Below are 25,693 nucleotides of genomic sequence, written 5' to 3' on the forward strand. Positions count from 1 at the left end.
TATAATCTTAAAAATTTTAATTCTCATTCAAATCATCAAATTGTTATTAGAAAAAATCGTGCCAAACTAAAATTGTTGTCCAATTATGAAGTGTGTTTCCCAACCATGGCTAGAGGTTTCACCATACGATTCAATAGGGTCGAAACCATGACCAAAGTCGATACCTAACAATCCAAATGCAGGCATAAAGATGCGAATACCTAAACCTGCTGAACGTTTAATATCAAAAGGATTATAATCTCTAAAACTATTATATGAAGCACCACCTTCTAAAAAGCTTAGTGCATAAATTTTTGCCGATGCTTTTAAGGTAATTGGGTAACGAAGTTCTAAGGAGAACTTGTTATAAATAGTACCACCATCGTTATCTGATAACGATTGGTTAGGGTAACCACGCAATGCGATAGCTTCTCTACCATCCAAACTGTAAGTTCCTAAACCATCACCACCTAAAAAGTAACGTTCAAAAGGAATTACACCTCTGTCATTGTTGTAAGCACCTAAGAAACCAAACTCTACACTAGGTTTTAATACAAGGTCTTTAACGATTTCTGTGTACCAGTCTCCTTTAAATTTTACTTTGTAAAACTCTAACCATTTGTAACGCTCCTGGTCTATTTCTGCAGCTCTGGCATAATCATCAGAATCGGTTAGGTCTAAATCGTCGTATTCATCTTTTAATCCTGAATAATCTACACCGTCAAATAAAGAATATGGGAGCGATAATTTTGCCGTTACATTAAAGTTAGATCCTCCTGTGGGATATACAGGATCTACACTCGTGTTATTTCTACTTAAACCAACTGTGTATGATAAATTGTTTGCATAACCATCACCAAAGGTGAATAATCCGGTATTATAATTGTTTAAATCGTAACGTTGGTAACCGATAGCTTGTGATAATACGAAGAAATCATCGGGAACTGATAACCGTTTTGCTAAACCAAAAGTAATACCTGTTATATTGAAACTTCTCGATTTATCGGCATTTCCAGTTGTGTAATCATACAAAAATTGTTTTGTATGAGATAAAGATGTTGAAAATTGTACAGGACGTTTTCCTCCCAACCATGGTTCAGAAAAAGAGAAACTATATGTTTGGTAAAAACGGCTAGCTTGTAAACGCAATGCTAGTTTTTGCCCGTCACCCATAGGTATTGGTTTGTAGGCGTCTTTTTTGAAGATGTCTTTAATAGAAAAGTTGTTGAAAGATAAACCTAAGGTACCAATGAAGCCACCACCACCATAACCACCTTGTAATTCTATTTGACTAGATCCCGTTTCTTTAACGGAGTATTCCATGTCAATAGTACCTTCATTTGGGTTTGGATTATTAAAGTTAGGTGATATTTCCTGAGCGTCAAAGAAACCTAATTGCCCAAGCTCTCTAACTGTACGAACTACATTGGCTTTGCTATAAAGTTGCCCTGGTCTTGTTCTTATCTCACGGTAGATAACGTGATCGTTTGTTTTATCGTTTCCAACTACTGTTACGCTATTAAAATAGGCAGGCTTCCCTTCCGAGATTCTAATTTCCATATCAATAACGTTGTTAGCTGCACCAACTTCTACTGGGTTAATACTTGAAAACAAATAGCCATTGTTTTGGTAAAGGTTCGTTATATCGTCTCCGTCTGGTTTTGAATTGTCTGCAATACGTTTTTGTAACAAAACGCCGTTGTATGTGTCTCCTTTATTAATACGAATCATACGGCTTAATTGCTGGTTGGTATAAACGGTGTTTCCAATGAAAGCAATATCTCCAAAGCTGTATTTTTCTCCTTCTAAAACTTCAATTCGAAGAGAGATTGTTTTTTTATCGTCGTTAACGATTAAGCTGTCTGATACAATTCGTGCGTCTCTATAACCATTTTCTTTGTATTTATCAATCACTTTACCTAAATCGGCTTGGTAGGCAGAATCAACAAATTTTGAGCGTTTTAAAATTCTTAGACGGTTAATCTTTTTAGTGCTTTTCATACTTTTTGCAAGAATTTTGTCGCTTAAAACATCGTTTCCTACAAAGTCTATGTCTTTTATTTTTACTTTTTCACCTTTGTCTATATTTAAAACCATATTAACTCTAGCAGTTGGTGTAGAGTCTTTTACTTCAATGGTGTTAATATGTATTTTGGTGTTGTAAAAACCTTCTTTCTTGTATTTAGTTGTTAAGAAATTTTTAGTGGTAGTAACAAGGTTCTCTGTTACTTTAACGCCTTTGTTTAATTTGTTATCCTTGATAATTCCTTCTATCTTACCTTTTTTAACGCCATTTACTTTTAATTCGTTAAGTTGGGGTAAATCGGATAGCCTAATTTCTAAGGATGCTACATTCCCTTCAATACTAGTAACATAGACTTCTATGTCGTTAAATAATTTTGAATTCCAAAGTTTTTTAATTGCATTTCCAATATCTTCACCAGGTATGGTGATTTCTTTTCCTTTGCTTAAGCCAGAATAGGTGATGATTGTTTGCTCACTGAAAGAGGTGTTTCCTTGTACTGTTACCTCTCCTAATGTGTATTTTTTACCGTCGCCAGTTGGTAAATTTTGTGATTGAATCGTAATGCTGAGAGTAAAAATAAATAATACTGTGCAGTGTTTAAAAAATGTTGTCAAAAGTAAATTATTAGCTAAGTTGTTCACTTGTTTTCCCAAATCGTCGTTCTCTTTTTTGATATTCTATAATAGCCTCATACAGATGCTGCTTTGTAAAATCCGGCCATAATACACTGGTAAAATACAGTTCGGCATATGCGATTTGCCAAAGTAAAAAGTTGCTTACACGTTGCTCTCCACTGGTTCTAATAAGCAAATCTACGTCTGGTAAATTGTGCGTGTAAAGATGCTCATTAATAATTGATTCATCAATTTTTTCCAGCGAAATTATATTATTTTTAACTTTCAAGCTAATCTCTTTAACAGTATTTAGCAATTCTTCTCGCGATCCATAGCTTAAAGCTAAGGTTAATGTCATCCTGGTGTTTCCTTTGGTTTGTTCTATAACTTCTATGAGTTCCTTGTAAACCTTTTTAGGTAAGCTGTTTAGGTTGCCAATGGCAGCTAGTTTTATGTTGTTTTTTTGAAGTGTACTTATTTCTTTTTTTAATGAAGACACCAAAAGTTTCATTAAAGTTTCTACCTCAAGTTTTGGTCTATTCCAGTTTTCAGTTGAAAAGGCGTACAGCGTTAAGTTTTCTACGCCAAGTTCGGCACAAGCTTCTACGGTTTGTTTAACCGATTTAGTTCCGTTTTCATGACCAAAGGCCCGAAGCATGCCTTGTTGTTTAGCCCAACGGCCATTACCATCCATAATAATGGCAATATGCTTAGGTAAGTTTTTGGTTAGAACAGTTTCTTTTAAATCCATTTTAATTGATACAATAACATGGGTTTTCGCCAAAAGTATAAGTTAATGTTATACCCGAAAACACATACCAGTCGTTATTATTTATATTTCCAAAGCGGTATTGCTGCCGATTTACATCGTCTGGAATACTGCCGTCTATTTCATCTGAAAAGGTATAACGAGCACCTACTTCTATACCTAAAATAAAGTTTCCTAAAAAGTTAGATTTAAATCCTAAAGCCATAGGAATTCCATAGGCCCAACTAGAAGTGTTTTCACTTGTTTGTAAACCATTTAGGAAATAATGATTATCGTGTTTTGCCACGCTTAGGCCTGTGTAAAGATATGGCGTTGCAATTTTTCTGCCAGCATGTAAATTGAAATCTACAAAAGTGAATTCCATACCGGCTGAAATTTCCAGAAGATTGGAATCGAAACTATAATCTCTTTGAATTCTTCTAGGGTCTTCCGATTGATTATCGGATGCTTCTAAATCTGAATATATTAATGAAATACGCCATGAGTGTCTTTTACTTCTGTTCCATTTGTACATAATTCCAAGAGCTGGACTATCAGGAGCTATGTAATCTGTAGCGCCAACATCTCCAATAAAATTACTACCACCTACAAATACACCTAATTCGTTAATTTGAGAGTGGCTAAATTGAATGGTTAAAATGCTTAATATCAAGATGGTTAAATGCCTCATAAATATTCAAAAGTTTGCAAATATAAGAAATAAGATTAGCCTAATGCCATTTGAGCTAATAGTATTAGTTTAAAAACAGTATTTATGCTAAATTATTGTTTAATTGCGCTTATCTTCTCCCCAAAGTAGTTTTTTGCGAAGTGTATCTAAAAAACTCTCATCAAGGAGGTCAATCATCTTAATTTTGAAATCGGCTTTTTTAATTTTTATGATCGTGCCATTTTCTAGAGTAGCAATTCTAGAATCTAATGAAATTAAATGGCTTTCTTCACGTCCTTCAACTTTTAATTGAATTTCGGTTGAATCCGGAATAATTAATGGCCTTGCACTTAAATTATGAGGAGCAATGGGAGCCAGTACAAAACTATTTGTATCTGGAGTAATAACAGGTCCGCCACAACTTAATGAATAACCAGTAGAGCCTGTTGGAGTTGAAACAATTAAACCATCACTCCAGTACGATGTTAAGTATTCACCGTTTAAATGGGTTTCAACCGTAATCATGGAAGTTGTGTTTTTTCTGCTTACAGCAATTTCATTTAATGCGAAATTCAGGGATGAAATTTCTTTGTTGTTTGGGGTTGTTTCAACAGAAAGTAAACTGCGTTCAGATATCTTGTATTTCCCGTCAATAATATTTTGAATGGCCTTTTCTATTTGATTTACTTGGATGGTAGCTAAAAACCCTAATCGGCCGGTGTTAATTCCAATTATAGGAATGTTCATGTCTTTTACAAAAATGATAGCACGTAAAATAGTACCATCGCCACCCACACTAACTAAAAAATCGAAGGACTTATCAAGTGTATCAAAGGTTTTAAACGATTTGTAATCGTCAAAATTTGGAGCTTCTTTCTTTATCAGATTGAAAAATTCGCTTTCAATATAAGCGTCAGCATTCTTTTTTAATAAGTAGTCAAATAAACGCTCTACCGACGTTGTAGTTGTTTCATTATAAAATCGTCCAAAAACGGCAACCTTCATGTGTTAATTTTTATTGTTTTTAATAGAGCACATGGTAAAACCATATAATCATTCTATTTGTAACCATCGGTTAGCAACGGATGGTGCAAAAAATCAGATACTTAAATATTTACTTAAATAATCCGACCGGTCTTTTAGGCTTTCTAAATAACCGTCTTCTTCGTGTCCGGATATAATATTATAACTATATCGGCGGAAGGTTTGTATAATTTCGTTTAATCCTATGTTTCCTACTTTTAGGGTTATTTGCACTAAATCCATATCCATATTAGATATAAATGCGCCTAAAAGTTTGCCGTTGTTAGATTCTACTATTTGGCTAATTTCACTAAAAGAATAATCGTTAATTCCTTTTTCAACAATTAAAATGCCTCCGGGGTCTGAGAAAAAGGGCGATTCGTTGAATACATTAATAACATCACTTAGTTCATAATAGCCTAAATAGTCGTTTTTACTATTTAAAACAGGCATGATATTAGTTGACTTTTTGGCAAAAGCTTCTAATACATCTAACCATACGGTAGTGTCTCTTATAAAAAAATCTTCTATAGCATATTTATAATCATCAACTGTTTTGTTGCTTTCAAATAGGCGAACATCAGTTTCAGAAAAACTCCCAAGATATACGTTGTTGTCATCTTTTATAGGAATATGCGAATAGGTTAACTGGCTAAAAAGCTCTTGCAAATCACTAATTTTGCTGCTACTGTTTAGCGGTTTTATGTCGTTTATAATGTATTTAGATAAATTCATTACTCTATATTATATGATTGCAAATTAATCAAAAAAAAAGCATTTAAGCCTTTTCTACTTTGTATTTTTGCTTTTTAAAATAGTGATACATGACAAAGTTAAGTGTAAATATTAACAAGATAGCAACTTTAAGGAACTCTAGAGGCGGTGATGTGCCTAATGTTGTGCAGTTTGCGAAAGATGTACAACGATTTGGTGCAGAAGGGGTAACTATACATCCGAGGCCAGATGAACGGCACATACGCTACCAAGATGCACACGACCTAAAACCAGTAGTTTATACAGAATACAATATTGAAGGAAATCCAGTAAAATCCTTTCTAGATTTGGTTTTGCAAGTGAAACCAACTCAAGTAACGTTGGTTCCGGATGCAGAAGATGCTATTACAAGTAATGCTGGATGGGATACTTTGAAACATAAAGATTTTTTGGTAGATGTGATAAAAGAATTTCAACAAAATGGAATTAGAACATCTATTTTTGTAGATCCCATTTTAAATCAAATTGAAGGCGCTAAGGCTACAGGAACCGATAGAATTGAATTGTATACTGAAGAGTTTGCACATCAATTTAGTTTAGGAAATAAGGATGCGATAATACCATATACCGCTTGCGCTGATTTGGCAAATAGTTTAGGTTTAGGGGTTAATGCAGGTCATGATTTGTCTCTGGACAACATTAAGTTTTTTAAAGAACATATTCCAAATTTATTAGAAGTATCTATTGGGCATGCACTTGTTGCCGAAAGTTTATATTTGGGAGTAGAAAATGTTATTCAAATGTATCTTCATAAACTTAAATAATTCAATTTCGTTAATCAAAATTCGTTAGTTAATAATGCTTTTATATTCAAATATTATTGGAGAAGGTGCGCCATTTGTTATACTTCATGGCTTTTTAGGAATGAGTGACAACTGGAAAACACTTGGGGTACAATTTAGTGAAGAACATTTTCAGGTTCATATGCTCGATCAGCGGAATCATGGTCAAAGCTTCCATAGTGATGCGTTTAGTTATGAGGATATGGTGGAAGATTTAAAGCATTACTGCGAGGAACATAAACTCCAAGATATTATTTTGCTAGGACATTCCATGGGAGGTAAAACAGCTATGTTGTTTGCTGCAAAATACCCTGAAATGGTTTCAAAATTAATTATTGCAGATATTTCTCCGCGTTTTTATCCTGTACACCATGATGGTATATTGGATGGTTTAAGTGCATTGAATTTTGATGTAATTAAAAGTAGAGGGGAGGCCGATGAGGTTTTAAGTAAGTATATATCCGATTTTGGTACCCGACAATTTTTACTTAAAAACCTTTATTGGGTAGAAAAGGGTAAACTTGGATTACGTATGAATTTGGAAGTTTTAAAAGAAGAGGTTGCCGAAGTAGGAGAGCCTTTGCCATCGCAGGCTACTTTTGATAAGGAAACTTTATTTTTGCGTGGCGACCGTTCGGAGTATATTGGGGCAGACGACGAGCGTATTATTTTAAATCATTTCCCGAAAGCAGAAATAATTACCATTTCTAACGCCGGGCATTGGTTGCATGCCGAAAACCCGAAGGACTTTTTTGATGCTGTTATGCAGTTTGTTTAATTATTAATTTTGTATTTTTATTAAAAACAGGACATTATGAGCGTAATTCTAAGATTACTTTTAACGGCATTTGCTGTATTTATTTTAGCATATTTTTTACCAGGGGTTACTTTGTCTGGTGATGTGTATGTAAATGCCATTATCGTGGCCCTAGTTTTAGCAATTCTAAATATATTGGTAAAACCGATATTGGTAATTTTAACATTGCCAATTACCATAGTTACTTTTGGCTTGTTTCTGTTGGTAATTAATGCATTAATTATTTTATTGGTAGATAAGTTGATTGATGGTTTTGAGGTAAGTAGCCTCTGGACAGCCATCCTATTTAGTATACTGCTTTCTGTACTGCAGTCAATTATGTATTCACTTTTAAATGAAGATAAAAAACCGCTTTAAATCAAGCGATTAAAAACTTTGTCGGGTTGCAAAAATGTTATATTTTTGCAACCCGATTTTAGTTAATAAAATTAGGGACTGAAAATTAATAGTATTTGTTAAATGCCTTAAAAAAGGCTTTATATCATTTAAAATGAATATTACAAGAGAAAACGTTGATGCATTAAATGCTGTAGTAAAAGTAGATATCGCTAAAGAAGATTATAGCGATAAAGTGGAGAAAATCTTATTAGATTACCGAAAAACAGCAAACATTCCAGGTTTTAGAAAGGGGCATGTGCCGATGGGAATGGTGAAAAAACAATATGGGAAAGCCGTTTTGGTTGATGAAGTTAATAAGCTATTACAAGACGCATTAAACAAATATCTTACCGAAGAAAAATTAGATGTTTTAGGGCAACCATTACCAAAACCACAAGATGGAATTAACTGGGATGCTGATACACTGTCGTTTGAATTTGAATTAGGTTTAGCTCCAGAATTTGAAGTTTCTTTGAAAGGAAAAGAACCTATCATACAATACAATATTGTTGCCGATGATAAAATGATTGATGAGCAAATTGAGCGCATTCAAAAACAATATGGGAAATTAATTTCGCAAACTGAAGTAGAAAAAGATAGCGAAATATCTGGTGTTTTTAAAAATGAAGAACGTGAAATTGAAAACAAAGTAACTTTAACCTTAGATAAATTTAAAGAGGAAGCTACAAGAAACTTGTTTTTAGGAGCTAAAGCCGGCGATGTTATTACATTACAAACAAAAGGGTTGTATGACGATGAGCACGAATTAATGCACGCTTTAAAATTACCTCACGATGATATCCATGGCTTGGATATTGAGGTTACTTTTACAATTTCAGAAATTAACGCACGCGAATTAGCAGATTTAGACCAAGAATTATTTGATAAATTATTTGGTAAAGGTGCTGTCTCTTCAGTTACTGAGTTAAAAGAAAAGATTAAAGAAGATGCTGAAAAACAATTTGCACAACAAGCAGATCAAAAATTCTTAAATGATGTAACGGAATATTTAGTTGAAAATACTAAGTTCGATTTACCTGCTGAATTTTTACAAAAATGGATGCAAACAGCCGGCGAACAACCATTAGATAGCGAACAAGCTAAAGATGAATACGAAAAATCCGAAAAAAGTTTGCGCTATCAATTAATTGAAGGAAAGTTAATTACAGATAATAACATTCAAATTACAATGGATGATATTAAAAATCATTCAAGAGAAATGATAAAAGCACAAATGGCACAATTTGGTCAGTTGAATCCTTCTGACGAAGAATTAGATAGTATTGCGGCCCGTATTTTATCAAATCAAGAAGAAGCACGTCGTATTTCTGAGCAATTGGTAAGTCAAAAATTATTATCCCTTTACAAAGAAAAAGCTAACATTGAAGTAAAAGAATTAAGCTACGAAAACTTTGTTAAAGAAGTTTATGGACATAAATAATCAGGTGTCCTTAAAGAATAATTCATTATATTTAGGCGCTATAATTCAAGAATTGTAGCGCCTAATTTGTTGAGTACATTTAGCTTCAAAAAGAAAATTGATTTTTAAATCAACTTTTATGAAATCACTCAATTGGATATTAAGAATTTAACATAAAACAACAACAAGTAATAATTATGGATTACGCAAAAGAATTTGAAAAATTCGCGATAAAAGATCAAGGAATAAGCAGCACATACTACAATAAAATTATTAGTAGCATGTATCCAACAAGTTTAACCCCAAACATTATTGAAGAGCGCCAAATGAATATCGCTATTTTTGATGTGTTTTCGCGTTTAATGATGGATCGAATCATTTTTATGGGCACAGCCATTAATGATCAGGTAGCTAATATTATTCAAGCACAGTTACTGTTTTTAGAAAGCACCGATGCTAATAAAGACATTCAAATTTATATTAATTCCCCAGGAGGAAGCGTATATGCAGGTTTAGGAATTTATGATACGATGCAGTTTATTAAGCCAGACGTAGCAACTATTTGTACAGGTATGGCTGCCTCTATGGGAGCAGTGTTACTTTGCGCAGGTGCTAAAGGAAAACGTAGTGGTTTAACGCATTCTCGAGTAATGATTCATCAACCATTAGGTGGAGCGCAAGGTCAGGCTAGTGATATTGAAATTACAGCACGTGAAATTTTAATTTTGAAAGAAGAATTATATAAAATTATAAGTAAACATTCTGGACAAGATTACGACAAAGTTTACGCGGATAGTGATAGAGATTACTGGATGAAAGCTGATAAGGCTAAAGAATACGGTATGATTGATGAAATTTTAGCACGTAATTAAATAAAAAATTCGTAATTTTAAAGAATTGTTATTGAAGGGGTTATGATTATCAATTCCCTAAAAACATAAAAATTAATGGCAAAAGAAGAATTGGAATGTTCGTTTTGTGGTCGTAAAAAACCAGAAACGAATTTATTGATAGCAGGATTAGATGCTCATATCTGTGATAGATGTATAGAGCAAGCTCATGGTATAGTATTAGAAGAATCAAAACAAAATGATAGTACTGATTTATCAACTGAACTAAAGCTGCGTAAACCACAACAAATTAAAGCTTTTTTAGATGAGTATATTATAGGGCAAAACATGACTAAAAAAGTGATGTCCGTAGCAGTGTATAATCATTATAAAAGATTGTTACAACCAGTAACAAAAGATGATATTGAAATTCAAAAGAGCAATATCATTATGGTGGGCCAAACAGGAACAGGAAAAACCTTAGTAGCAAAAACCATAGCAAAAATGCTTAATGTGCCTTTAGCGATTGTAGATGCAACAGTTTTAACCGAAGCAGGTTACGTTGGTGAAGATGTAGAAAGTATTTTAACCAGACTATTACAAGCGGCCGACTATAATTTAGAAAAAGCAGAAAAAGGCATTGTTTTTATTGATGAAATTGATAAAATTGCTCGTAAAAGTGATAACCCATCTATAACTAGAGATGTTTCTGGTGAAGGGGTACAACAAGCGCTTTTGAAACTTTTAGAGGGTACCGTTGTAAATGTGCCACCAAAAGGCGGGCGTAAACATCCAGATCAAAAATTTATTGAAGTTAATACTGAAAATATATTATTCATTGCGGGTGGAGCTTTTGATGGTATTGAACGTCATATTTCAAAACGTTTGAATATGCAAGCAGTTGGTTATAGTGCTTCAAAATCAGAAGATGTTGTAGATCAAGATAATTTGCTGCAATACATTATTCCAAAAGATTTAAAGGATTTTGGTTTAATTCCTGAGATTATTGGAAGATTACCGGTACTTACTTACATGGACCCGTTAGATGCTAAAACCTTAAGGGCGATACTTACGCAACCTAAAAATGCGATTATTAAGCAATATCAAAAATTGTTTTCTATGGATGATATCGAGTTTACCATTACAGATGGAGCTTTAGATCATATTGTAGATAAAGCCATTGAATATAAATTGGGTGCAAGAGGGCTTCGTTCACTTTGTGAAGAAATTCTAACAGATGCAATGTTTGAAATGCCTAGTAATAACGATAAAAAATTAAACGTTACTAAATCGTATGTTGAAGATAAGTTGGTTAAAACTACTTTGAAAAAACTTAAAGCGGTATCTTAATATTTAAAACATACAGTTTAATCATAAAAAAAATCACGCTAATTAGCGTGATTTTTTGTTTTTATGGATGTTAATTAATAGAGGACATTATGAGGATTTATTCATTCTATTGATATTACTTTGTTAAAAATAAATTAATTTTTACCCTCACCATATTTTAAGATTGCCTTTTAGACGATAAGATGAAATATTCGTTCAAACACTTTCAATGCATGTATTTAGTCGATTATTACAAATTCAACACGGCGGTTGGTTTGTAAATCCTCCTCACTACAATTGGTTTTGCAATCAATTAAAGGTTTGGACTCTCCAAATCCTTTCGATGTTAATCGGTCTTTACTAATACCATTATTAATTAAATAGGTAACTGCCGATGCCGCACGTTTATTTGATAAATTTAAATTATAAGATTCCTTACCTACATTATCCGTGTGAGCATTAATAGCTAACTTCATATCTGGGTTTTCTTCAAGTACCTTGATGATTTTATTTAGGGAAATATGTGATTCTTCTTTAACACTGTATTTTGCAAAATCGAAATAAATATTTTCAATAATTATTCTAAGTTCTTCTTCTACTTTAGCAATTACAGGTTCGGTTGTTGTAAGTGTTAGATTTTTAATATAAGTGGTGTTGTAATTTCTATCCGCAAAAAATTCAAAGTAACCTTGTTTAAAGCCATCCTTTTCCGTGGAAATTTGGTAGGATTCAAAAGGAACAACATCAAATTTGTAAGTAGCATCTTCTTTGCTACGTGTTCTTGTAATTTCCAGACCTTCTTCGTCTTTTAAAATCACGATGGTATTAGGTAGTTTTATATTAGTTTCTGAATCTAAAACTATGCCCTTAATCGTTTGGGTGATTTCTTCGTTTGTAGCTGTATAAATATCAAAACTGCCTTTTCCATTTTGTCTGTTTGATGAGACATAGCCATCTTTTTTATTCGCTAAAAAGTAAGCTACTTCATCATAACTTGAGTTGATGGTGTTCCCCATGTTTCTAGGGGTTTTATAGCTGTTGGACAAAATTTTACTAACAAATAAATCATAACCACCAATATTTTCGTGACCTTCAGAAGAAAAATAGAGATACTTACCGTCTCTAGATAGTGATGGGTATTTTTCATTGAGTGGTGTATTAATCGTATTACCTAAGTTTATAGGGTCACTTAAACTACCATCAGCATTTATTTCGGAAACAAAAATGTCAAATCCTCCAATAGAACCTTCCATGTTCGACGAAAAATAGAGTTTGTTACCATCTGGGCTTACGAACGGTGTTTCAATGGAAATTCCATCTTTGTTAAAGTGTATGAGTTCCTGATTAATCCAGTTCCCATGTGAGTCCGGTTCTAAATGTGCTTTATAAAGTTTGTATTCCAGTGAGTTGTTGCTACTGCTTCTGGTAAAATATACGGTATGTTGATCTGGTGAAAATGCAAGTAAATCCTCACTGTCATTCGTGTTTAAAATTCTAGAAAAAAGCAGTGGCAAGCTTAATTGACCATTTGAGGAGATATCTAAACAAAATAAATCTTTATAAGCTTCATTGGTGTTTGGATCGATTTTAGCTAGTGCACCTAATTTTTTTGATGATACCATTATAAGTTTGTTTCTAAAGAAACCAGAGCCAAATTCCGAGTATTTACTGTTAATCCCGGCATCTAATAGTTCGAAATTAAAACCATTAGCACCAATGGCTTCCGATTTTGAAATTGGCTTGTCATTAGTAACATTTCTAGATGCCAACATATTTATAGGTCCTTGAGAAAATAAGGTACACCAAAAAAGGCAAATGAAAATTGAGAGGGAAGTTTTCATTTAAGAGGGATTAAGAATTAATTAGATTCTAAATATATTACTGAAGTCCCCTTTTTTGAAAATTTCTTAGACCAATAACTTGTTTATTCGTTAATTGATTGTTTGTTAGGCGGTTAAATTAGTTTGCGTTTAGGGATTAGGTTGGTATTGGTTGAGAGTTATTAAATCATCCATATACAAGCGTGTGTTGGAAAGTCGTGGAACTTTGTGCTGCCCTCCTAATTTGTTGTTTAATTTTAACCAATCATAAAATAGATTTTTACGAGCTATATTTATTTTAGGTTTGTTAAGAGTGATATTATTATAACGTTTTGCTTCGTAATCTGAATTCAATGATTTTAAGGCATTGTCAAATAATTCATTAAAATAATGGATGTCCCTTGGTGGCGTTTTAAATTCAATTAACCATTCGTGTGCGCCTTTTTCTTTACCCTCCATAAAAATAGGAGCTGCAGTGTACTCTACAATTTCAGATTTAGTACGCATGCAGACATTTTTTAATGCTTCTTCAGCATTTTCTATTATGAGTTCTTCGCCAAAGACATTTATAAAATGTTTCGTTCTGCCCGAAATTTTAATTCGGTAAGGGTTAAGCGAAGTGAATTTAACGGTGTCTCCAATTTTATAGCGCCATAGTCCTGCATTGGTTGTAATAATAACGGCATAATTTTTATTCAATTTTACTTCACTTAGTGGAATGGCTTGTTCGGCTTCGGTAGCATAAATATCCATAGGGATGAATTCATAAAAGATGCCATAATCCAGCATTAATAATAATTCGTTAGAGTCATTTCTATCCTGAATAGCAAAAAAACCTTCTGAGGCATTATAGATTTCGTAAAATTTAAAATCCTTTTTAGGAAGTATTTTTTTGTATTGGTCTATATAAGGCGTGAAGCTTACTCCTCCATGAAAATAGACTTCTAAATTCGGCCAAACATCATGTAGGTTCTGTTTGCCTGTTGTTTCTAACACGTTGTTGAGTAATACCAGCATCCAGGAAGGTACGCCTGCCAGACTGGTAACATTTTCATACATGGTCTCATTTACAATAGCCTGCATTTTATGTTCCCAATCACTCATTAAGGATACTCTATTGCTTGGAGTACTACTAAATTCGGCCCAAAAAGGCATATTATCAATTAATATAGCTGATAAATCGCCGAAAACAGTTCCATTTTCTCTGTACAATTCTTTGCTTCCCCCTAATCGCAAGCTTTTGCCTGTAAATAATTGGGAGTCTTCATTGTTATTTAGGTACATGCATAATAAATCTTTGCCGGCTGCGTAATGGCAATCTTCAAGTGATTCTTCACTTACGGGAATGAATTTACTTTTAGCACGCGTAGTTCCACTAGATTTTGCAAACCATCTAATAGGTGTAGGCCAAAATAAATTGTTTTCGCCTTTCATGGAGCGTTCAATAACTTCCTGCCAACCATCGTAGTTTTTGATGGGAACACGTTCAGCAAATGTTCTGTAACTTTTTATGGAAGCAAAATCGTATTCTCTACCAATTTTTGTGTCTTTAGCGATATCTAAAAGTTCCAATAGTAATTCGTTTTGTACTTCGTTTGGGTATTTTAAAAACAATTCAATTTGGTGAAAACGCTTTTTTAAGAACCAAGAAGCAATGGAATTTACTATAGGGATTGGCATAATTGTTTTATCTTTATTTTTTTTAAAAATAATACTTTTTTTTATGACCTACCAAGGTGTTTTAACAAAAATGGAAACTGAATTTTCGAGTCCGATTGAATACTATTTGGTGTTTGAAAACGACTTTTTAAATATGAATCAATTGTTGGGTAAAACCATTAGTATTCAATTTGTTAAATACCAATGTTTGAATTGTGGTTTAGATAAACCTATTTACAGACAGGGCTTTTGTAAAAGTTGTTTTTTTGAAATTCCACAGGCCGCAGATTGGATAATGCGTCCAGAATTAAGCACAGCACATCTAGATAAAGAGGATCGTGATTTAGTTTATGAAAAGAAAGTACAACTGCAACCTCACATTGTTTATTTAGCAAATTCTAGTAATGTGAAAGTAGGTGTTACTAGAAAAAGTCAGGTGCCAACGCGTTGGATCGATCAAGGGGCTCATGAAGCTATTGAGATCGTTGAGGTACCAAACCGTTATTTAGCAGGTATTACAGAGGTGGCTTTGAAGGATCATGTTGGAGATAAAACCAATTGGCGAACAATGCTAAAGAATGATATTGTAGATGAAAATTTGGTAGAATGGCGAGAACGGTTGAAGCAGTATATCCCAGATGAAGCAAAAGAGTATTTCATAGAAAGCAATACAGAAACGAATTTAAATTTTCCTGTGGAAAAATACCCTGTAAAGCCCACTAGTTTAAACCTAATTAAATCTCATAGTTATACGGGAACATTAACTGGTATAAAAGGACAGTATCTTATTTTTGAAGATGATACTGTTTTTAATGTTAGGGCTAATGAGGGGTTAGTAGTGGCTATTTCTATTGCATAAATAAAAATCCCATTCGCTTTTTAATGCAAATGGGACTTATTGTATAATGTTTAAATCTACTAAATATCTTCTTGATCTCTCAAATTTTGGATATAAGCAGCTTTTTGCACTTGTCTGCGTCGTTTAACAGAAGGCTTAGTGAAAAACTGTGCCTCTCTTAAATTTTGCATCACTTTAATATTTCGGTGCTTTCTTTTATATCTTTTTAGGGCGCGTTCTATATTTTCGCCATCTTTAATAATAATTTTTAACATGTACTTCTTTTTGAATTTATTGATTTGAATACTCAGGATTATCCTAAATACGTTTTTAATACTTTGCTTTTTGAAGTGTGACGTAATCTTCGAATGCCTTTTTCTTTTATTTGTCTAACGCGTTCGCGTGTTAATCCAAAGGCTTCTCCAATTTCCTCAAGACTCATGGAATACTTTGTGTTGATACCGTAATATTGACGAATTACCTCCGCTTCTTTTTCTGATAGCATATCCAATGCTCGGTTCACTTCTGTGTTTAAAGACTCAGACATTAATTTTACATCTGGCCTTGGCGATTCATTAGCGTTTACAACATCATAAAGTGTTGAGCTTTCGCCTTCTTTTAATGGAGCATCCATAGATATATGTCTGCTAGAAATTTTCATAGATTGTTTTACGTCGCTAACCGTAAGATCTAAGTTTTTAGCAATCTCTTCCGGACTTGGTGGTCTTTCATGAGTTTGTTCTAAAAATGAATAGGCTTTATTTATTTTATTGATGGAGCCAATTTTGTTCAAAGGTAACCTAACTATTCGAGATTGTTCTGCTAAGGCTTGTAAAATGGCTTGACGAATCCACCAAACAGCGTATGATATAAACTTGAAACCTCTAGTTTCATCAAAACGTTTTGCTGCTTTTACCAAACCAGCATTACCTTCATTTATTAAATCGGGTAGGGTTAAGCCTTGATTTTGATATTGTTTTGCTACCGAAACTACAAAACGTAAGTTGGCCGTTGTTAGTTTATCCAAAGCTTGTTGGTCTCCTTCTCGAATTTTTTGGGCTAATTCAACTTCTTCGTCTGCGGTAATTAATTGAATTTTGCTAATATCTTGAAGATACTTGTCAAGTGATTTAGATTCTCTGTTGGTAACTTGTTTTGTAATTTTTAATTGCCTCATATATTGTTATTAAGTTATAGGTTTCACTACCTACAACTTAACTTTTTTATTGAGATAACCTAATAATTACTGCATTTTATTATAAAAAATGCATAAATCAGCTTAAAATAGCTTATTTTACTGTGTCTTTCGCTTTTTTCTTACTATTTAATAGACCTCCAAGTGCGTTTTTAACAGCATCTTTGGTGGTGGTAGTAGTTTTAGTAGAATCTGTTGCAGTTGTTTTATTACCACTAACAATACTGCCAAGTACATCTTTTACAGAATTGGTTTGGGCTGTGGAAGCAGAATCTTTTTTAGCCTTATTACCTGCAATTAAATCACTAAGCATATTTGTTGCTTTGTCTTTGCCTTGATTGATTAGTTTTTGCTTTTGTATTTCAACCAATTGTTTTGTTAAGTTAGTTACTCCACTTGTTAAATCTGTTTTTACAGATGGGTTAGTGTAAGAACCGGTAATATTTGCTGTAATAGGAATGGTGATGTTTTTTGCAGATGCATCATCAATTTTAGCAATTAAATTAGTGATATCCGATCCTAAATATTTTGCGGGCACATTAAATATGGCATTGTAACCCATAGTTTGATCGAAACCATGTGACCCTGCTATTTCAATATCGATATCTTGGTATTTGATTTTAAACGGTTTTACGCTTACTTTTCCATTATTAAATTCGAATTTCGTTTTTAAATCGTTTAAATTTATTTTTTTGAAATCGATAAAATTTAAAGAATTTCCAAGTTTACTTAGTATTTCTGTATTAGCCGGGTTTACAGTTGATGATAAAATTTCGGCTAGGGCATTACCTGATAAACTATTTAAATTAGGTGTGAAATCTTCGGTAAGATTTCCATTTAGATTTAAAGTTGTATTTAGCTTTCCTTGAATAACTTTAGCTAAGGGCGCTAATTTTTGAAATAACTCCATGCCTTCGAATGATTTAGCGATATCAAAGCTGTTAATGCCTAAATCCATATTAAAGGTAGGTACTTCATTTTTTGTTGAAACAACACCAGATAGTGCTAATTTGCCATCAAATAAATTGGTAGTAAAGTTTTGCAGTTTTACTTCTTCGTCTTTAATTACTAAAGCTCCTTTGGCATTCTTAAGTTGTAAATTATCATAAATGACGGTGTTAGCTTGCGCATTTATTGTGCAATCTAAGTAAGCTGGAATTTTTATAGATGCCGTTTTTGCATTCGTTGTGGTTGTTGCCTTTTTGTTTGTTTCAGCTTTTGGTTCTTCAGGAACATCATCTGTCATAAAATCGTTTACCGCAAAAGTGTTCGAATTCAAATTAAAATTGCCCTGTAGCGTTTTGTTGCTAAACATAAACCCTAGTAAATTCTTAATTGTTCCTGTAGCATTTAAATCACTTTTGCCAGTTGTTGCTTTAAATGTATTTAATGAAATAGTTTCTGGGTTAAAGGTTAGTGCTGCTTCAGAGATTGCTAATGGATTTTTAAAGCCTTCAGAATAATTAAAGTTGGTTAAACTAGAATTACCGCTAATTTTTATGCGTTGATATGCATTTTTTTCAACCGCTTCCATATCAAAAGAGGTGTTAACTGTTGCTTTTAAAATACCTGTTAATGGTGTTTTGAAATCTACAGGATATACTTTGGCAATGTTTTCTAAATTTATAACACCATCAATATTGGCGTTAATCAACATATTTCCGATAATGTTTTTAATTGTGGCCGATGATTTAAAAACATCCTCATCAATTTTAAAATCTAAAGTATTTATAGCAACATAAGTGTCTTTTAATTTTCCAGTTTTGTTTTTTATTTCGGTATCAATAACGATGTTTTCAACACGTTTAGGTAAATCAGGATATTTAAAAGAGGCATTATTCGATTTAATACTAATATCTAAAGTAGGAATCGTTTCGTCGGTAACTAAACCTTTAATGATACCTTTTATTTTAAAATCGCCTGTGGTTTCAACATTATCAATGTTTTTTGAATAAGTTTCTGGAATAACCGCTAAGAAGTTTTTGAATGACGACTCCGGGTTTTCAAAAGTAATATCAACATCTTGGCCAGCTTCAAGTAATTGTACAAAACCGTTAAACTGAATAGGTAATTGATTAATGATCCCTTTGTTTTCTTTAAATGTATATTTACTATTTTCTAAATCTAAACCAATTAAGGCATCTAATTTTATAGGGTTGTTGTTTAAATAGTTGGTACTATCTAGGGTGAAGCTAACTTTTGCTTCACTGTTGGTGTCTAATTCCGATTTATTTGCTGAAAAAATCCCTTTTCCTTTGTGGTTAAGTTCTGAAATTATAAATGCAATTTTAGATTCTTCACTTATATAATTTATCGTCCCATTCTTAATTTGATAATCTTGAATATCGAAAGCAAAACTACTTTTTTCAATCTCCTCGTTTTCGGTTTCTTTAGTAATGTCGTAATTAGATTTTCCAGAGCTGTTGGTTTTTAAATTTACCAACGCATCATTTATGGTAATAGAATTTATAATTAGGGCTTCATCAGGATTTTTAAAAAGCTCTCTAACCGACATAGTGAAGGCAATTTTTTTAGCACTAACCAAAGTATCTCCTTCAAAAGGTTTAAAATTTGTAATAGCCAAATCGTATATATTTACATTAGCTTCTGGAAAACTTTTTATAAAGCTTAAACTAACGTCGCTAAATTCTACTTGAGCATTTAGGTTGTCATTAATAAATCGTTTTACCAATTCTTTAATTTGAGATTGAAAAATATATGGAGAGGTTACAAAAAAAGTTACGATGATAAGTAAGGAAATTCCTGAAATTTTTAGAGCTTTTTTCATTAAAAATGATTTATAAAATATACCAACAAAAATAGCGAAATGGTTTGTTTTAAGCGAAACTTTAATAAAGATTTATAGATTTAAAGCAATGCAATCTCTTCATAATCTTTAAGTTTAAAGCGTTTTTTAAACAAATAAACGCCTAAATATAAAAACGGTGTGTCGCAAATAGCAATTAATACTTTAAATAGAAAACCACTAGTAAGTAAACCTGCAAACATATTCCAAGGCAAAACATCAAAGGAACAAAGTAAAAACACTACCGAGAAGGTATCTACAAATTGTGATAAAAATGTTGAAAAATTATTACGTAGCCATAAATGTTTGCCATTGGTTAAACGTTTCCAGAAATGGTAAATATGAATATCAATAAATTGTGCGAATAAATAAGCCAGCATACTTGCCGCAACAGCCAAAATAGTACGTCCAAAAACCTCTGTGAATAGGGCGTCGTTAATAGGAGAGTAATTAACTGCTGGCACCACATCTGCGACATAAACAATTAAAACAGAGAAAAGTGATGCAAAAATGCCAGCTACAACTACTTGGTTAGCGCGCTTTTTTCCATAAATCTCACTTATTAAATCGGTTATTAAAAAAGTAATGGGATAAGGTAGTATGCCTACCGAAATTACAAAAAGTTTAGAACCAAAAATTTCAATATCCAGAGGATGCCAATAGAAAAATTTTTGAAATATTAGGTTTGAAACGACTAACGAAGTTATAAACAGTGCCCCTAAAAGCATGTAAATTTGTTGCGCAGCAAGTTTGTCTTTTAAAGTCATTTGCAATTGTGAATAAATACGTTCGGTAAATATAAAAGAATAAAATTTGTTTTAGTTATTTTGCCATCACATATGAAAGATCTGTAATTCGATATTCTAAACATTACGAATTAAGTATATGATTATGTCATTTTACAGTAAAAGAACGATAGACTTAACACGTGATACCAGCAATAACATATTATATAGCATTAGGTAGTAATAAAGGAGATAAATTTAAAAACTTGCAGGATGCTGTCGATTTGATTCATGTGAGAATAGGGAATGTAACTCGTATTTCGAAGGTGTATAAATCGCCAGCTTTTGGTTTTGAAAGCGATGATTTTTTAAACGCCTGTTTGACTTTGGAAAGTCATTTAGAGCCCGAAATTTTACTTCAAGAGTTATTAAAAATAGAGAACACTTTGGGTCGCATTCGAACCGATGCAAGTAAATACGAAGCAAGGACAATAGATTTAGATATTGTTTTTGTGGAAGATGCCATTATAAATACTAAATCTTTACAAGTGCCACATCCTGAAATGCAAAAGCGTTTGTTTGTGCTGTTGCCCTTAAATGATATTGCTGCTCAAGTAAAACACCCACTATTGGATAAACAGGTTGTAAATTTATTGCAAGAATGCGCAGATAAAAGCGTTTTGAAACCCATTGGGGTTTTATTGAAAAATCCAATAGAGAATTTCGATTTTTCTAAATATAATTATATCGCGATTGAAGGTAATATAGGTGCGGGAAAAACAAGTTTAGCAACTAAATTATCCCGTGATTTTAATGCGAAACTTATTTTAGAACGTTTTGCCGACAATCCTTTTTTACCTAAGTTTTATCACGATGCTGCACGGTATGCCTTTCCTTTGGAAATGTCGTTTCTAGCTGATAGATACCAGCAAATTAGTGATGATTTATCGCAACTCGATTTGTTTAAAGATTTCATGGTGAGTGACTATGATGTTTTTAAATCGCTCATTTTTTCTAAAGTGACCTTACAAGAAGATGAATTTAAGTTGTATCGAAAACTTTTCTATTTAATGTATAAGGAATTGAGAAAACCGGATTTATACGTCTATCTGTATCAGAACACGCAACGTTTGCAGGAAAACATAAAAAAGCGAGGGCGCGATTACGAACAAAATATTGAGAATCATTATTTAGAGAAAATAAATTCAGGTTACCTAGAGTTTTTAAAAACGCAAACCGATTTTAATGTGAAAATTATTGATATTTCAGATAGAGATTTTATAGAAAACAGAAGTGATTATTTATGGATATTAGGACAGATTTGTAAAGATTAACTTTATTCTTTTACCCGTAATAGTAGAGTATCAACATAATATCACTAGAAAAGTAGGTGTTTTTAATTATTTGACATATAGTTTTTTATCCATTCAATTAAATCTTTTCCGTGAATATTTTTAGCTATAACAATGCCATTGTCATTAAGAATAAAGTTGGCAGGGATTGTTTGAACTCTAATTTTCTTTAATACCGGAGTGTCGTCTCCCAATAAATCTGAAGTTTGAAACCAAAGGTGGGCTCCATCTTGTTCCACTGCTTTTTTCCAAGTAGTTTCATCGCTTTCTAAGCCATAGGCTATAATCTGTAACCCTTTTTTATGATATTCATTCCAAAGCGGGGCTAAAACTTCGCGGTTTTCTTTTCTGCACGGACCGCACCATGATGCCCATAAGTCTATAATTGTAAGCTTGCTGCCTAATTCGTTTTTAATAGAAATTGTGTCCTTTGTAATCGTTGGGAGCTGAAGATCTGGAAATAAATCTCCAACAAGAACAGGTAATTTAGTAGGTTCACTTTGTTCACATAATTCATTTACCCAGTTGTTATTTTGTTTTTCTTTTTGCCATTTGTGGCATTGTCTAACCAAATATTCAGGTATGCGTTCGTAATTATTTACAGGGCTTACCCATCTTAATGCTACTAATGCAGGAAGAAGGTGCAGTGTACTGTCTGAAAATTTTATTAATTCGGTTTGGTAATTTAAAAGCGCATGTTCTTTTTCTAATAATTGTTTACCATCTTCCAACTCCCAATGCTTGCCCTCCAAAAATGTTTGATATGCTTTTAGGTTAATATCTCTTAATTTTAATAATTCTAAATTTGTACTCGAAGCGTTTTCTATTGAAATACTTTTTTGGAAGTCATCTAATCTTGCTTTTATTTTTAATTCATCTCCTGACTTCCAAACAATAGGCATATAGTTAGAGGTTGTTGGGTTGTCAGTTTGTAAATAATTTGGATAATGCTTAGTTGGTTGAATGGCTATTTCTAGCAATACAGGTTCTGCACTAGAGGGAATATTTCCAAATTTAAAGTTGCCATCAGGTTTTATTATAGCAGAATCTATTACTTTTCCAAAATAAGAAGCCCCAACTTCTTGCAAAGTTTCTGGCTGAATCAGGTAAATTTTCACTTCCTTGTTTTTAACACCTTCTATTTTTCCAGATATAAAACCAGGGGATTGACAAGAGGTTAGCATTAAGGCTAATAAAAAGATAAAAACTGTATTTTTTGTTGGGAGTGTTTTCATTTTTGTAAAATTAATACAAATGTTTTTTGATTTAATACGAGATATTTTTGTTTTAGATTTGAATTTATGGAAAGAGTCAAAAGAATTCATTGGAATGTTATAGGACTTTATATAAGGTTGTGACGATGCGGCCTTTATTGTTTTCAAGGACATGTTCGTTCAGTTTTTTTTCTTCACTTATTTTCAAGTTGAAAGGAGCTTCCAGTAAGTTAACCCCGCTGTTGTGTTTAATTCGAATGCCTTGACCGGAAATGATATCTATATTAGGCGTGAAATTACTTGCAGGTAAATGCTCTGTTAGTATTATGTATTCATAACCTTCTAATTTTTTAACAATATTTTGTATTTCGGAATTGGAAAGATGTTGTAAAACCTGACGTAAAATGGCACAGTTTGCCAAGGGTAACTCATCTTTCGAAATATCTAAACAGAAAAATTCGAGATTATCTGCTTGATAACAATTTTTATTTCTCTCAATTAGGTTTTCAACAATGTCAATGGCATAATACTTTTTTGTGTATTTTATAAGCTGTTTTCCAATGTTAAAATCGCCACAGCCCAAGTCGCAAACCTCTAAAGGTTTTGTGAAGGACTTAAAAAATGTGATTAAAGAATCCAGGTAAGGATTTATTATTTCGGGCGCATGCGAGCCAGAGCCTGAATAAAAATCAAATTCATTACCACCCCAAAGTTTACGTTCATAAATTTGGTTCATGGCATCTTTGGTAGGCCAAGGTTTTTTATTTTTTTTCAAATTGAATGCTCCATATACCGCGTACCTCATTTTCTGAATAACCAATAGCTAAATCTTTTGGATATAACTTTAAGGTTTTAGAACGAATTTCAGGTGCGATGTGTTCTGAATTGCCATGGCATTGTAAGCACATGGTGTTGGTTGTAATCGGATAATAAAACTGTATGTTAGTCCCGTTTTCAATAATTGTTGGTTTAATTTCTTGGTTAGCGGCTACTTGTTTTTTATATAGTTCAATATATTTTAATTCTTCAGTATTCGCCTTGTTTTTAGGATTTCTGTTTTTATCGGATACTCTTTTTATAATGGCGTTGTGTTTCATTGCCATGCTGTCGGTTAATGGAATGGCTTGTATATTGCAGAAGTTTAAAGCTTCAAGAGTGCCTTTTTTCTGAATGGTTCCCATCAAATTTTTACCCAATACAGCTTTAGTAGATAATGCATATTCCAAACCAATAGCTTCAACTGTTTTGGTTTGATTCGTTTTTAATGTTGTTTTGCCGTTATTATTTCGGTTTCCAAACCCTTGTCCTTTTATATGGTTTTGAAACCAATCTGGTTCTTCAATTTGGTATTCAAACATATAATCTGCTATTTGTTCAATTACGCCTTCCGGGAATTGTTGTTTGGGCATAAGACCAAACTGTTTTACAGCTCCATACATTTTTGCTGTTTCAATTGTTGGGTTGGTAGTGAAGGATACCATTTCTTTTATAAATTGCTCTTTGGTAGTTTTATCATTTATATAATGATATTTTATAGCTACCATGGGAGGAGCTATTCTGCCTTCATTTTCTGGTGCGCTAGGATTATGGCAAAGGTAACAGTGTGTTTCAAGTAATTTTTTTCCAGGATGTATTGTTTGGCTTAAAGCATTACTGTTCTCTACATTAATATAGTCAACTTTTTTTTTGTTGTTACAACTAATTATAAGAAGTGATAATCCTAATAGGTGTGTTAATTTCATATTATTTGCCATTAAAATCAAATATCCAATTTAACTATTATTTTTGGAGTAACATAAGTTACATTTAAGAAGAAATCAGGCTAATTAACTTTTTCCTAATTAAAATTAGTTATTATCCTTAGAGGTGTTATGCGTTTTTAGCCATTCTTCCCCAGCTTTATCCACAAAGAAATCCATCCAAACATAATACATTTCATTGTTAGCATTTACACTTACGGAATGACTGGATCCTCTTGGGATATGAAGTAACGAATACTCGGGAAAATCCACCATGGCGGCATCTGCATAAACAATAGTTTGGTTGTTAGCTAATCCCAAAAATAATTGTTCCAACATGCCGTGTTCATGAGCTCCAACTTTATCTGGACCAATGGTTTTCACGGTGCCCATAGCCACTCTCGGAATGTATTTGTTTGGTAAAATAGTTCGGCTGGTTGTTTGTGGGCTTTTAATTGGTTCGGTATACGATTCGCATTCTGTAAATTGTTTAAAATAGATATTGTCTACATTTTCTTTTGGAAATGTTTTAATGTCCTCATTATCCAATTCAGTTTGAAATACTGATATTTTAAGGTAATGAAGCGTATCGTTTTCAATAGGTTTAAAGGTAATGTCAGTAATATTATTGGGTAGCATAATAGTTTCAGGAACAATATTGTATGTTTTGCTACCAGATATTAGTTTACCATAACCTTTAATAAACAAATATATAGTTTTGTGGGTTTTATCGATGGTTACTTTTTTAGGTATTCCATTAGTAATGGCCATGTGCTCTGTGGTAACACCAGGGATTTCATTAATTAAAATAGACTTGCTCAGTTCCGGTTGATTTGTTTTTATATCCATTTCAAGAAATTCAATAGGGATGTCTTGGGCACTTATAGTTATAAATGAATGTGCTATTATAATAAGTAAAAAAACAAGTTTTAATTTCATGATGAATTATTTGATT

23 protein-coding genes are annotated in these 25,693 nt (G+C 32.7%); 8 read left to right on the forward strand and 15 right to left on the reverse strand.

Going from position 1 to position 25,693, the window contains the following annotated elements; genetic code table 11:
• Positions 1–66: 66 nt before the first annotated feature.
• The 5 genes from ABYI63_RS04195 to ABYI63_RS04215 form a co-directional block, all read right to left on the reverse strand.
• Complete coding sequence (locus ABYI63_RS04195) at positions 67–2,658, reverse strand: outer membrane protein assembly factor (protein WP_372753763.1); 2,592 nt, start codon at positions 2,656–2,658, stop codon at positions 67–69.
• Positions 2,630–3,370 carry an isoprenyl transferase gene (locus ABYI63_RS04200; protein WP_372753765.1) on the reverse strand — a complete coding sequence of 247 codons (741 nt, stop codon included), beginning with the start codon at positions 3,368–3,370 and terminating at the stop codon, positions 2,630–2,632. The genes ABYI63_RS04195 and ABYI63_RS04200 overlap by 29 nt, the downstream gene beginning before the upstream one ends.
• Before the next feature lies 1 nt (position 3,371).
• The gene (locus ABYI63_RS04205; protein ID WP_372753767.1) at positions 3,372–4,058 is read right to left on the reverse strand and encodes a DUF6089 family protein; all 687 of its coding nucleotides are present in this window, start codon (positions 4,056–4,058) and stop codon (positions 3,372–3,374) included.
• Positions 4,059–4,157: 99 nt separating this feature from the next.
• Positions 4,158–5,042 (reverse strand): NAD kinase, encoded by an 885-nt coding sequence (locus tag ABYI63_RS04210; protein ID WP_372753769.1) that lies wholly within the window; start codon positions 5,040–5,042, stop codon positions 4,158–4,160.
• Positions 5,043–5,135: 93 nt separating this feature from the next.
• On the reverse strand, positions 5,136–5,795 hold the full coding sequence (locus ABYI63_RS04215; protein ID WP_372753771.1) for an acetoin utilization protein acuB: 660 nt from the start codon (positions 5,793–5,795) through the stop codon (positions 5,136–5,138).
• An 89-nt stretch (positions 5,796–5,884) separates the two neighbouring features.
• Here ABYI63_RS04215 and ABYI63_RS04220 point away from each other — a divergent pair, with 89 nt between their 5' ends.
• The 6 genes from ABYI63_RS04220 to clpX all read left to right on the forward strand — a co-directional run bounded on the left by ABYI63_RS04220 (position 5,885) and on the right by clpX (position 11,411).
• Complete coding sequence (locus tag ABYI63_RS04220; RefSeq protein ID WP_372753773.1) at positions 5,885–6,598, forward strand: pyridoxine 5'-phosphate synthase; 714 nt, start codon at positions 5,885–5,887, stop codon at positions 6,596–6,598.
• A 34-nt stretch (positions 6,599–6,632) separates the two neighbouring features.
• The gene (locus ABYI63_RS04225) at positions 6,633–7,394 is read left to right on the forward strand and encodes an alpha/beta fold hydrolase (RefSeq protein ID WP_372753775.1); all 762 of its coding nucleotides are present in this window, start codon (positions 6,633–6,635) and stop codon (positions 7,392–7,394) included.
• Positions 7,395–7,430: 36 nt separating this feature from the next.
• On the forward strand, positions 7,431–7,790 hold the full coding sequence (locus ABYI63_RS04230) for a phage holin family protein (RefSeq protein WP_372753777.1): 360 nt from the start codon (positions 7,431–7,433) through the stop codon (positions 7,788–7,790).
• A 133-nt stretch (positions 7,791–7,923) separates the two neighbouring features.
• Complete coding sequence (tig, locus tag ABYI63_RS04235) at positions 7,924–9,252, forward strand: trigger factor (RefSeq protein ID WP_372753779.1); 1,329 nt, start codon at positions 7,924–7,926, stop codon at positions 9,250–9,252.
• A 176-nt stretch (positions 9,253–9,428) separates the two neighbouring features.
• Entirely contained in the window at positions 9,429–10,103 is a 675-nt protein-coding gene (gene clpP, locus ABYI63_RS04240; protein WP_372753781.1) for an ATP-dependent Clp endopeptidase proteolytic subunit ClpP, read from the forward strand.
• A gap of 75 nt (positions 10,104–10,178) precedes the next feature.
• On the forward strand, positions 10,179–11,411 hold the full coding sequence (clpX, locus tag ABYI63_RS04245; protein ID WP_372753783.1) for an ATP-dependent Clp protease ATP-binding subunit ClpX: 1,233 nt from the start codon (positions 10,179–10,181) through the stop codon (positions 11,409–11,411).
• 218 nt (positions 11,412–11,629) lie between these two features.
• On the opposite strand, the gene ABYI63_RS04250 is transcribed toward clpX, so the two are convergent.
• Both ABYI63_RS04250 and ABYI63_RS04255 read right to left on the reverse strand, forming a co-directional pair.
• A complete protein-coding gene (locus tag ABYI63_RS04250) occupies positions 11,630–13,231 on the reverse strand; it encodes an OmpA family protein (protein WP_372753785.1) in 1,602 nt (533 codons plus the stop codon).
• Positions 13,232–13,360: 129 nt separating this feature from the next.
• Entirely contained in the window at positions 13,361–14,890 is a 1,530-nt protein-coding gene (locus ABYI63_RS04255) for a GH3 auxin-responsive promoter family protein (RefSeq protein ID WP_372753787.1), read from the reverse strand.
• A 43-nt stretch (positions 14,891–14,933) separates the two neighbouring features.
• Between ABYI63_RS04255 and ABYI63_RS04260 the strand changes: the two genes are divergently transcribed.
• Positions 14,934–15,728 (forward strand): DUF2797 domain-containing protein, encoded by a 795-nt coding sequence (locus tag ABYI63_RS04260; RefSeq protein ID WP_372753789.1) that lies wholly within the window; start codon positions 14,934–14,936, stop codon positions 15,726–15,728.
• A 59-nt stretch (positions 15,729–15,787) separates the two neighbouring features.
• Here ABYI63_RS04260 and rpsU read toward each other — a convergent pair whose 3' ends face one another.
• The 4 genes from rpsU to ABYI63_RS04280 all read right to left on the reverse strand — a co-directional run bounded on the left by rpsU (position 15,788) and on the right by ABYI63_RS04280 (position 20,475).
• The gene (gene rpsU / locus ABYI63_RS04265) at positions 15,788–15,982 is read right to left on the reverse strand and encodes a 30S ribosomal protein S21 (RefSeq protein WP_372753791.1); all 195 of its coding nucleotides are present in this window, start codon (positions 15,980–15,982) and stop codon (positions 15,788–15,790) included.
• A 38-nt stretch (positions 15,983–16,020) separates the two neighbouring features.
• Positions 16,021–16,884 carry an RNA polymerase sigma factor RpoD/SigA gene (locus tag ABYI63_RS04270; RefSeq protein ID WP_372753793.1) on the reverse strand — a complete coding sequence of 288 codons (864 nt, stop codon included), beginning with the start codon at positions 16,882–16,884 and terminating at the stop codon, positions 16,021–16,023.
• Between the two features lie 112 nt (positions 16,885–16,996).
• On the reverse strand, positions 16,997–19,690 hold the full coding sequence (locus tag ABYI63_RS04275; RefSeq protein WP_372753795.1) for an AsmA-like C-terminal region-containing protein: 2,694 nt from the start codon (positions 19,688–19,690) through the stop codon (positions 16,997–16,999).
• A gap of 80 nt (positions 19,691–19,770) precedes the next feature.
• Positions 19,771–20,475, reverse strand: a complete 705-nt coding sequence (locus ABYI63_RS04280) for a queuosine precursor transporter (protein WP_372753797.1) — start codon at positions 20,473–20,475, stop codon at positions 19,771–19,773.
• A 161-nt stretch (positions 20,476–20,636) separates the two neighbouring features.
• On the opposite strand from ABYI63_RS04280, the gene folK reads away from it, so the two are divergent.
• Positions 20,637–21,767 carry a 2-amino-4-hydroxy-6-hydroxymethyldihydropteridine diphosphokinase gene (gene folK / locus ABYI63_RS04285; protein ID WP_372753799.1) on the forward strand — a complete coding sequence of 377 codons (1,131 nt, stop codon included), beginning with the start codon at positions 20,637–20,639 and terminating at the stop codon, positions 21,765–21,767.
• Positions 21,768–21,829: 62 nt separating this feature from the next.
• Here the strand turns inward: folK and ABYI63_RS04290 are convergent, their stop codons facing one another.
• The 4 genes from ABYI63_RS04290 to ABYI63_RS04305 form a co-directional block, all read right to left on the reverse strand.
• A complete protein-coding gene (locus tag ABYI63_RS04290; RefSeq protein WP_372753801.1) occupies positions 21,830–23,020 on the reverse strand; it encodes a TlpA family protein disulfide reductase in 1,191 nt (396 codons plus the stop codon).
• Positions 23,021–23,117: 97 nt separating this feature from the next.
• Positions 23,118–23,735: a methyltransferase domain-containing protein gene (locus tag ABYI63_RS04295; RefSeq protein ID WP_372753817.1), complete on the reverse strand. Its 618-nt coding sequence runs from the start codon at positions 23,733–23,735 to the stop codon at positions 23,118–23,120.
• Positions 23,736–23,760: 25 nt separating this feature from the next.
• Positions 23,761–24,741, reverse strand: a complete 981-nt coding sequence (locus ABYI63_RS04300; RefSeq protein ID WP_372753803.1) for a DUF3365 domain-containing protein — start codon at positions 24,739–24,741, stop codon at positions 23,761–23,763.
• A gap of 105 nt (positions 24,742–24,846) precedes the next feature.
• Entirely contained in the window at positions 24,847–25,677 is an 831-nt protein-coding gene (locus tag ABYI63_RS04305; protein WP_372753805.1) for a hypothetical protein, read from the reverse strand.
• Positions 25,678–25,693: the final 16 nt, after the last annotated feature.

Origin of the sequence: Mariniflexile sp. (assembly GCF_041583155.1) — a bacterium.
Lineage (GTDB): Bacteria > Bacteroidota > Bacteroidia > Flavobacteriales > Flavobacteriaceae > Mariniflexile.

Coding starts and splice junctions, on each gene's coding strand:
- ABYI63_RS04200 (WP_372753765.1), bottom strand. CDS start 3,370: ATGGATTTAAAAGAAACTGTTCTAACCAAAAACTTACCTAAGCATATT.
- ABYI63_RS04205 (WP_372753767.1), bottom strand. CDS start 4,058: ATGAGGCATTTAACCATCTTGATATTAAGCATTTTAACCATTCAATTT.
- ABYI63_RS04210 (WP_372753769.1), bottom strand. CDS start 5,042: ATGAAGGTTGCCGTTTTTGGACGATTTTATAATGAAACAACTACAACG.
- ABYI63_RS04215 (WP_372753771.1), bottom strand. CDS start 5,795: ATGAATTTATCTAAATACATTATAAACGACATAAAACCGCTAAACAGT.
- ABYI63_RS04220 (WP_372753773.1), top strand. CDS start 5,885: ATGACAAAGTTAAGTGTAAATATTAACAAGATAGCAACTTTAAGGAAC.
- ABYI63_RS04225 (WP_372753775.1), top strand. CDS start 6,633: ATGCTTTTATATTCAAATATTATTGGAGAAGGTGCGCCATTTGTTATA.
- ABYI63_RS04230 (WP_372753777.1), top strand. CDS start 7,431: ATGAGCGTAATTCTAAGATTACTTTTAACGGCATTTGCTGTATTTATT.
- tig (WP_372753779.1), top strand. CDS start 7,924: ATGAATATTACAAGAGAAAACGTTGATGCATTAAATGCTGTAGTAAAA.
- clpP (WP_372753781.1), top strand. CDS start 9,429: ATGGATTACGCAAAAGAATTTGAAAAATTCGCGATAAAAGATCAAGGA.
- clpX (WP_372753783.1), top strand. CDS start 10,179: ATGGCAAAAGAAGAATTGGAATGTTCGTTTTGTGGTCGTAAAAAACCA.
- ABYI63_RS04250 (WP_372753785.1), bottom strand. CDS start 13,231: ATGAAAACTTCCCTCTCAATTTTCATTTGCCTTTTTTGGTGTACCTTA.
- ABYI63_RS04255 (WP_372753787.1), bottom strand. CDS start 14,890: ATGCCAATCCCTATAGTAAATTCCATTGCTTCTTGGTTCTTAAAAAAG.
- ABYI63_RS04260 (WP_372753789.1), top strand. CDS start 14,934: ATGACCTACCAAGGTGTTTTAACAAAAATGGAAACTGAATTTTCGAGT.
- rpsU (WP_372753791.1), bottom strand. CDS start 15,982: ATGTTAAAAATTATTATTAAAGATGGCGAAAATATAGAACGCGCCCTA.
- ABYI63_RS04270 (WP_372753793.1), bottom strand. CDS start 16,884: ATGAGGCAATTAAAAATTACAAAACAAGTTACCAACAGAGAATCTAAA.
- ABYI63_RS04275 (WP_372753795.1), bottom strand. CDS start 19,690: ATGAAAAAAGCTCTAAAAATTTCAGGAATTTCCTTACTTATCATCGTA.
- ABYI63_RS04280 (WP_372753797.1), bottom strand. CDS start 20,475: ATGACTTTAAAAGACAAACTTGCTGCGCAACAAATTTACATGCTTTTA.
- ABYI63_RS04290 (WP_372753801.1), bottom strand. CDS start 23,020: ATGAAAACACTCCCAACAAAAAATACAGTTTTTATCTTTTTATTAGCC.
- ABYI63_RS04295 (WP_372753817.1), bottom strand. CDS start 23,735: ATGAACCAAATTTATGAACGTAAACTTTGGGGTGGTAATGAATTTGAT.
- ABYI63_RS04300 (WP_372753803.1), bottom strand. CDS start 24,741: ATGAAATTAACACACCTATTAGGATTATCACTTCTTATAATTAGTTGT.
- ABYI63_RS04305 (WP_372753805.1), bottom strand. CDS start 25,677: ATGAAATTAAAACTTGTTTTTTTACTTATTATAATAGCACATTCATTT.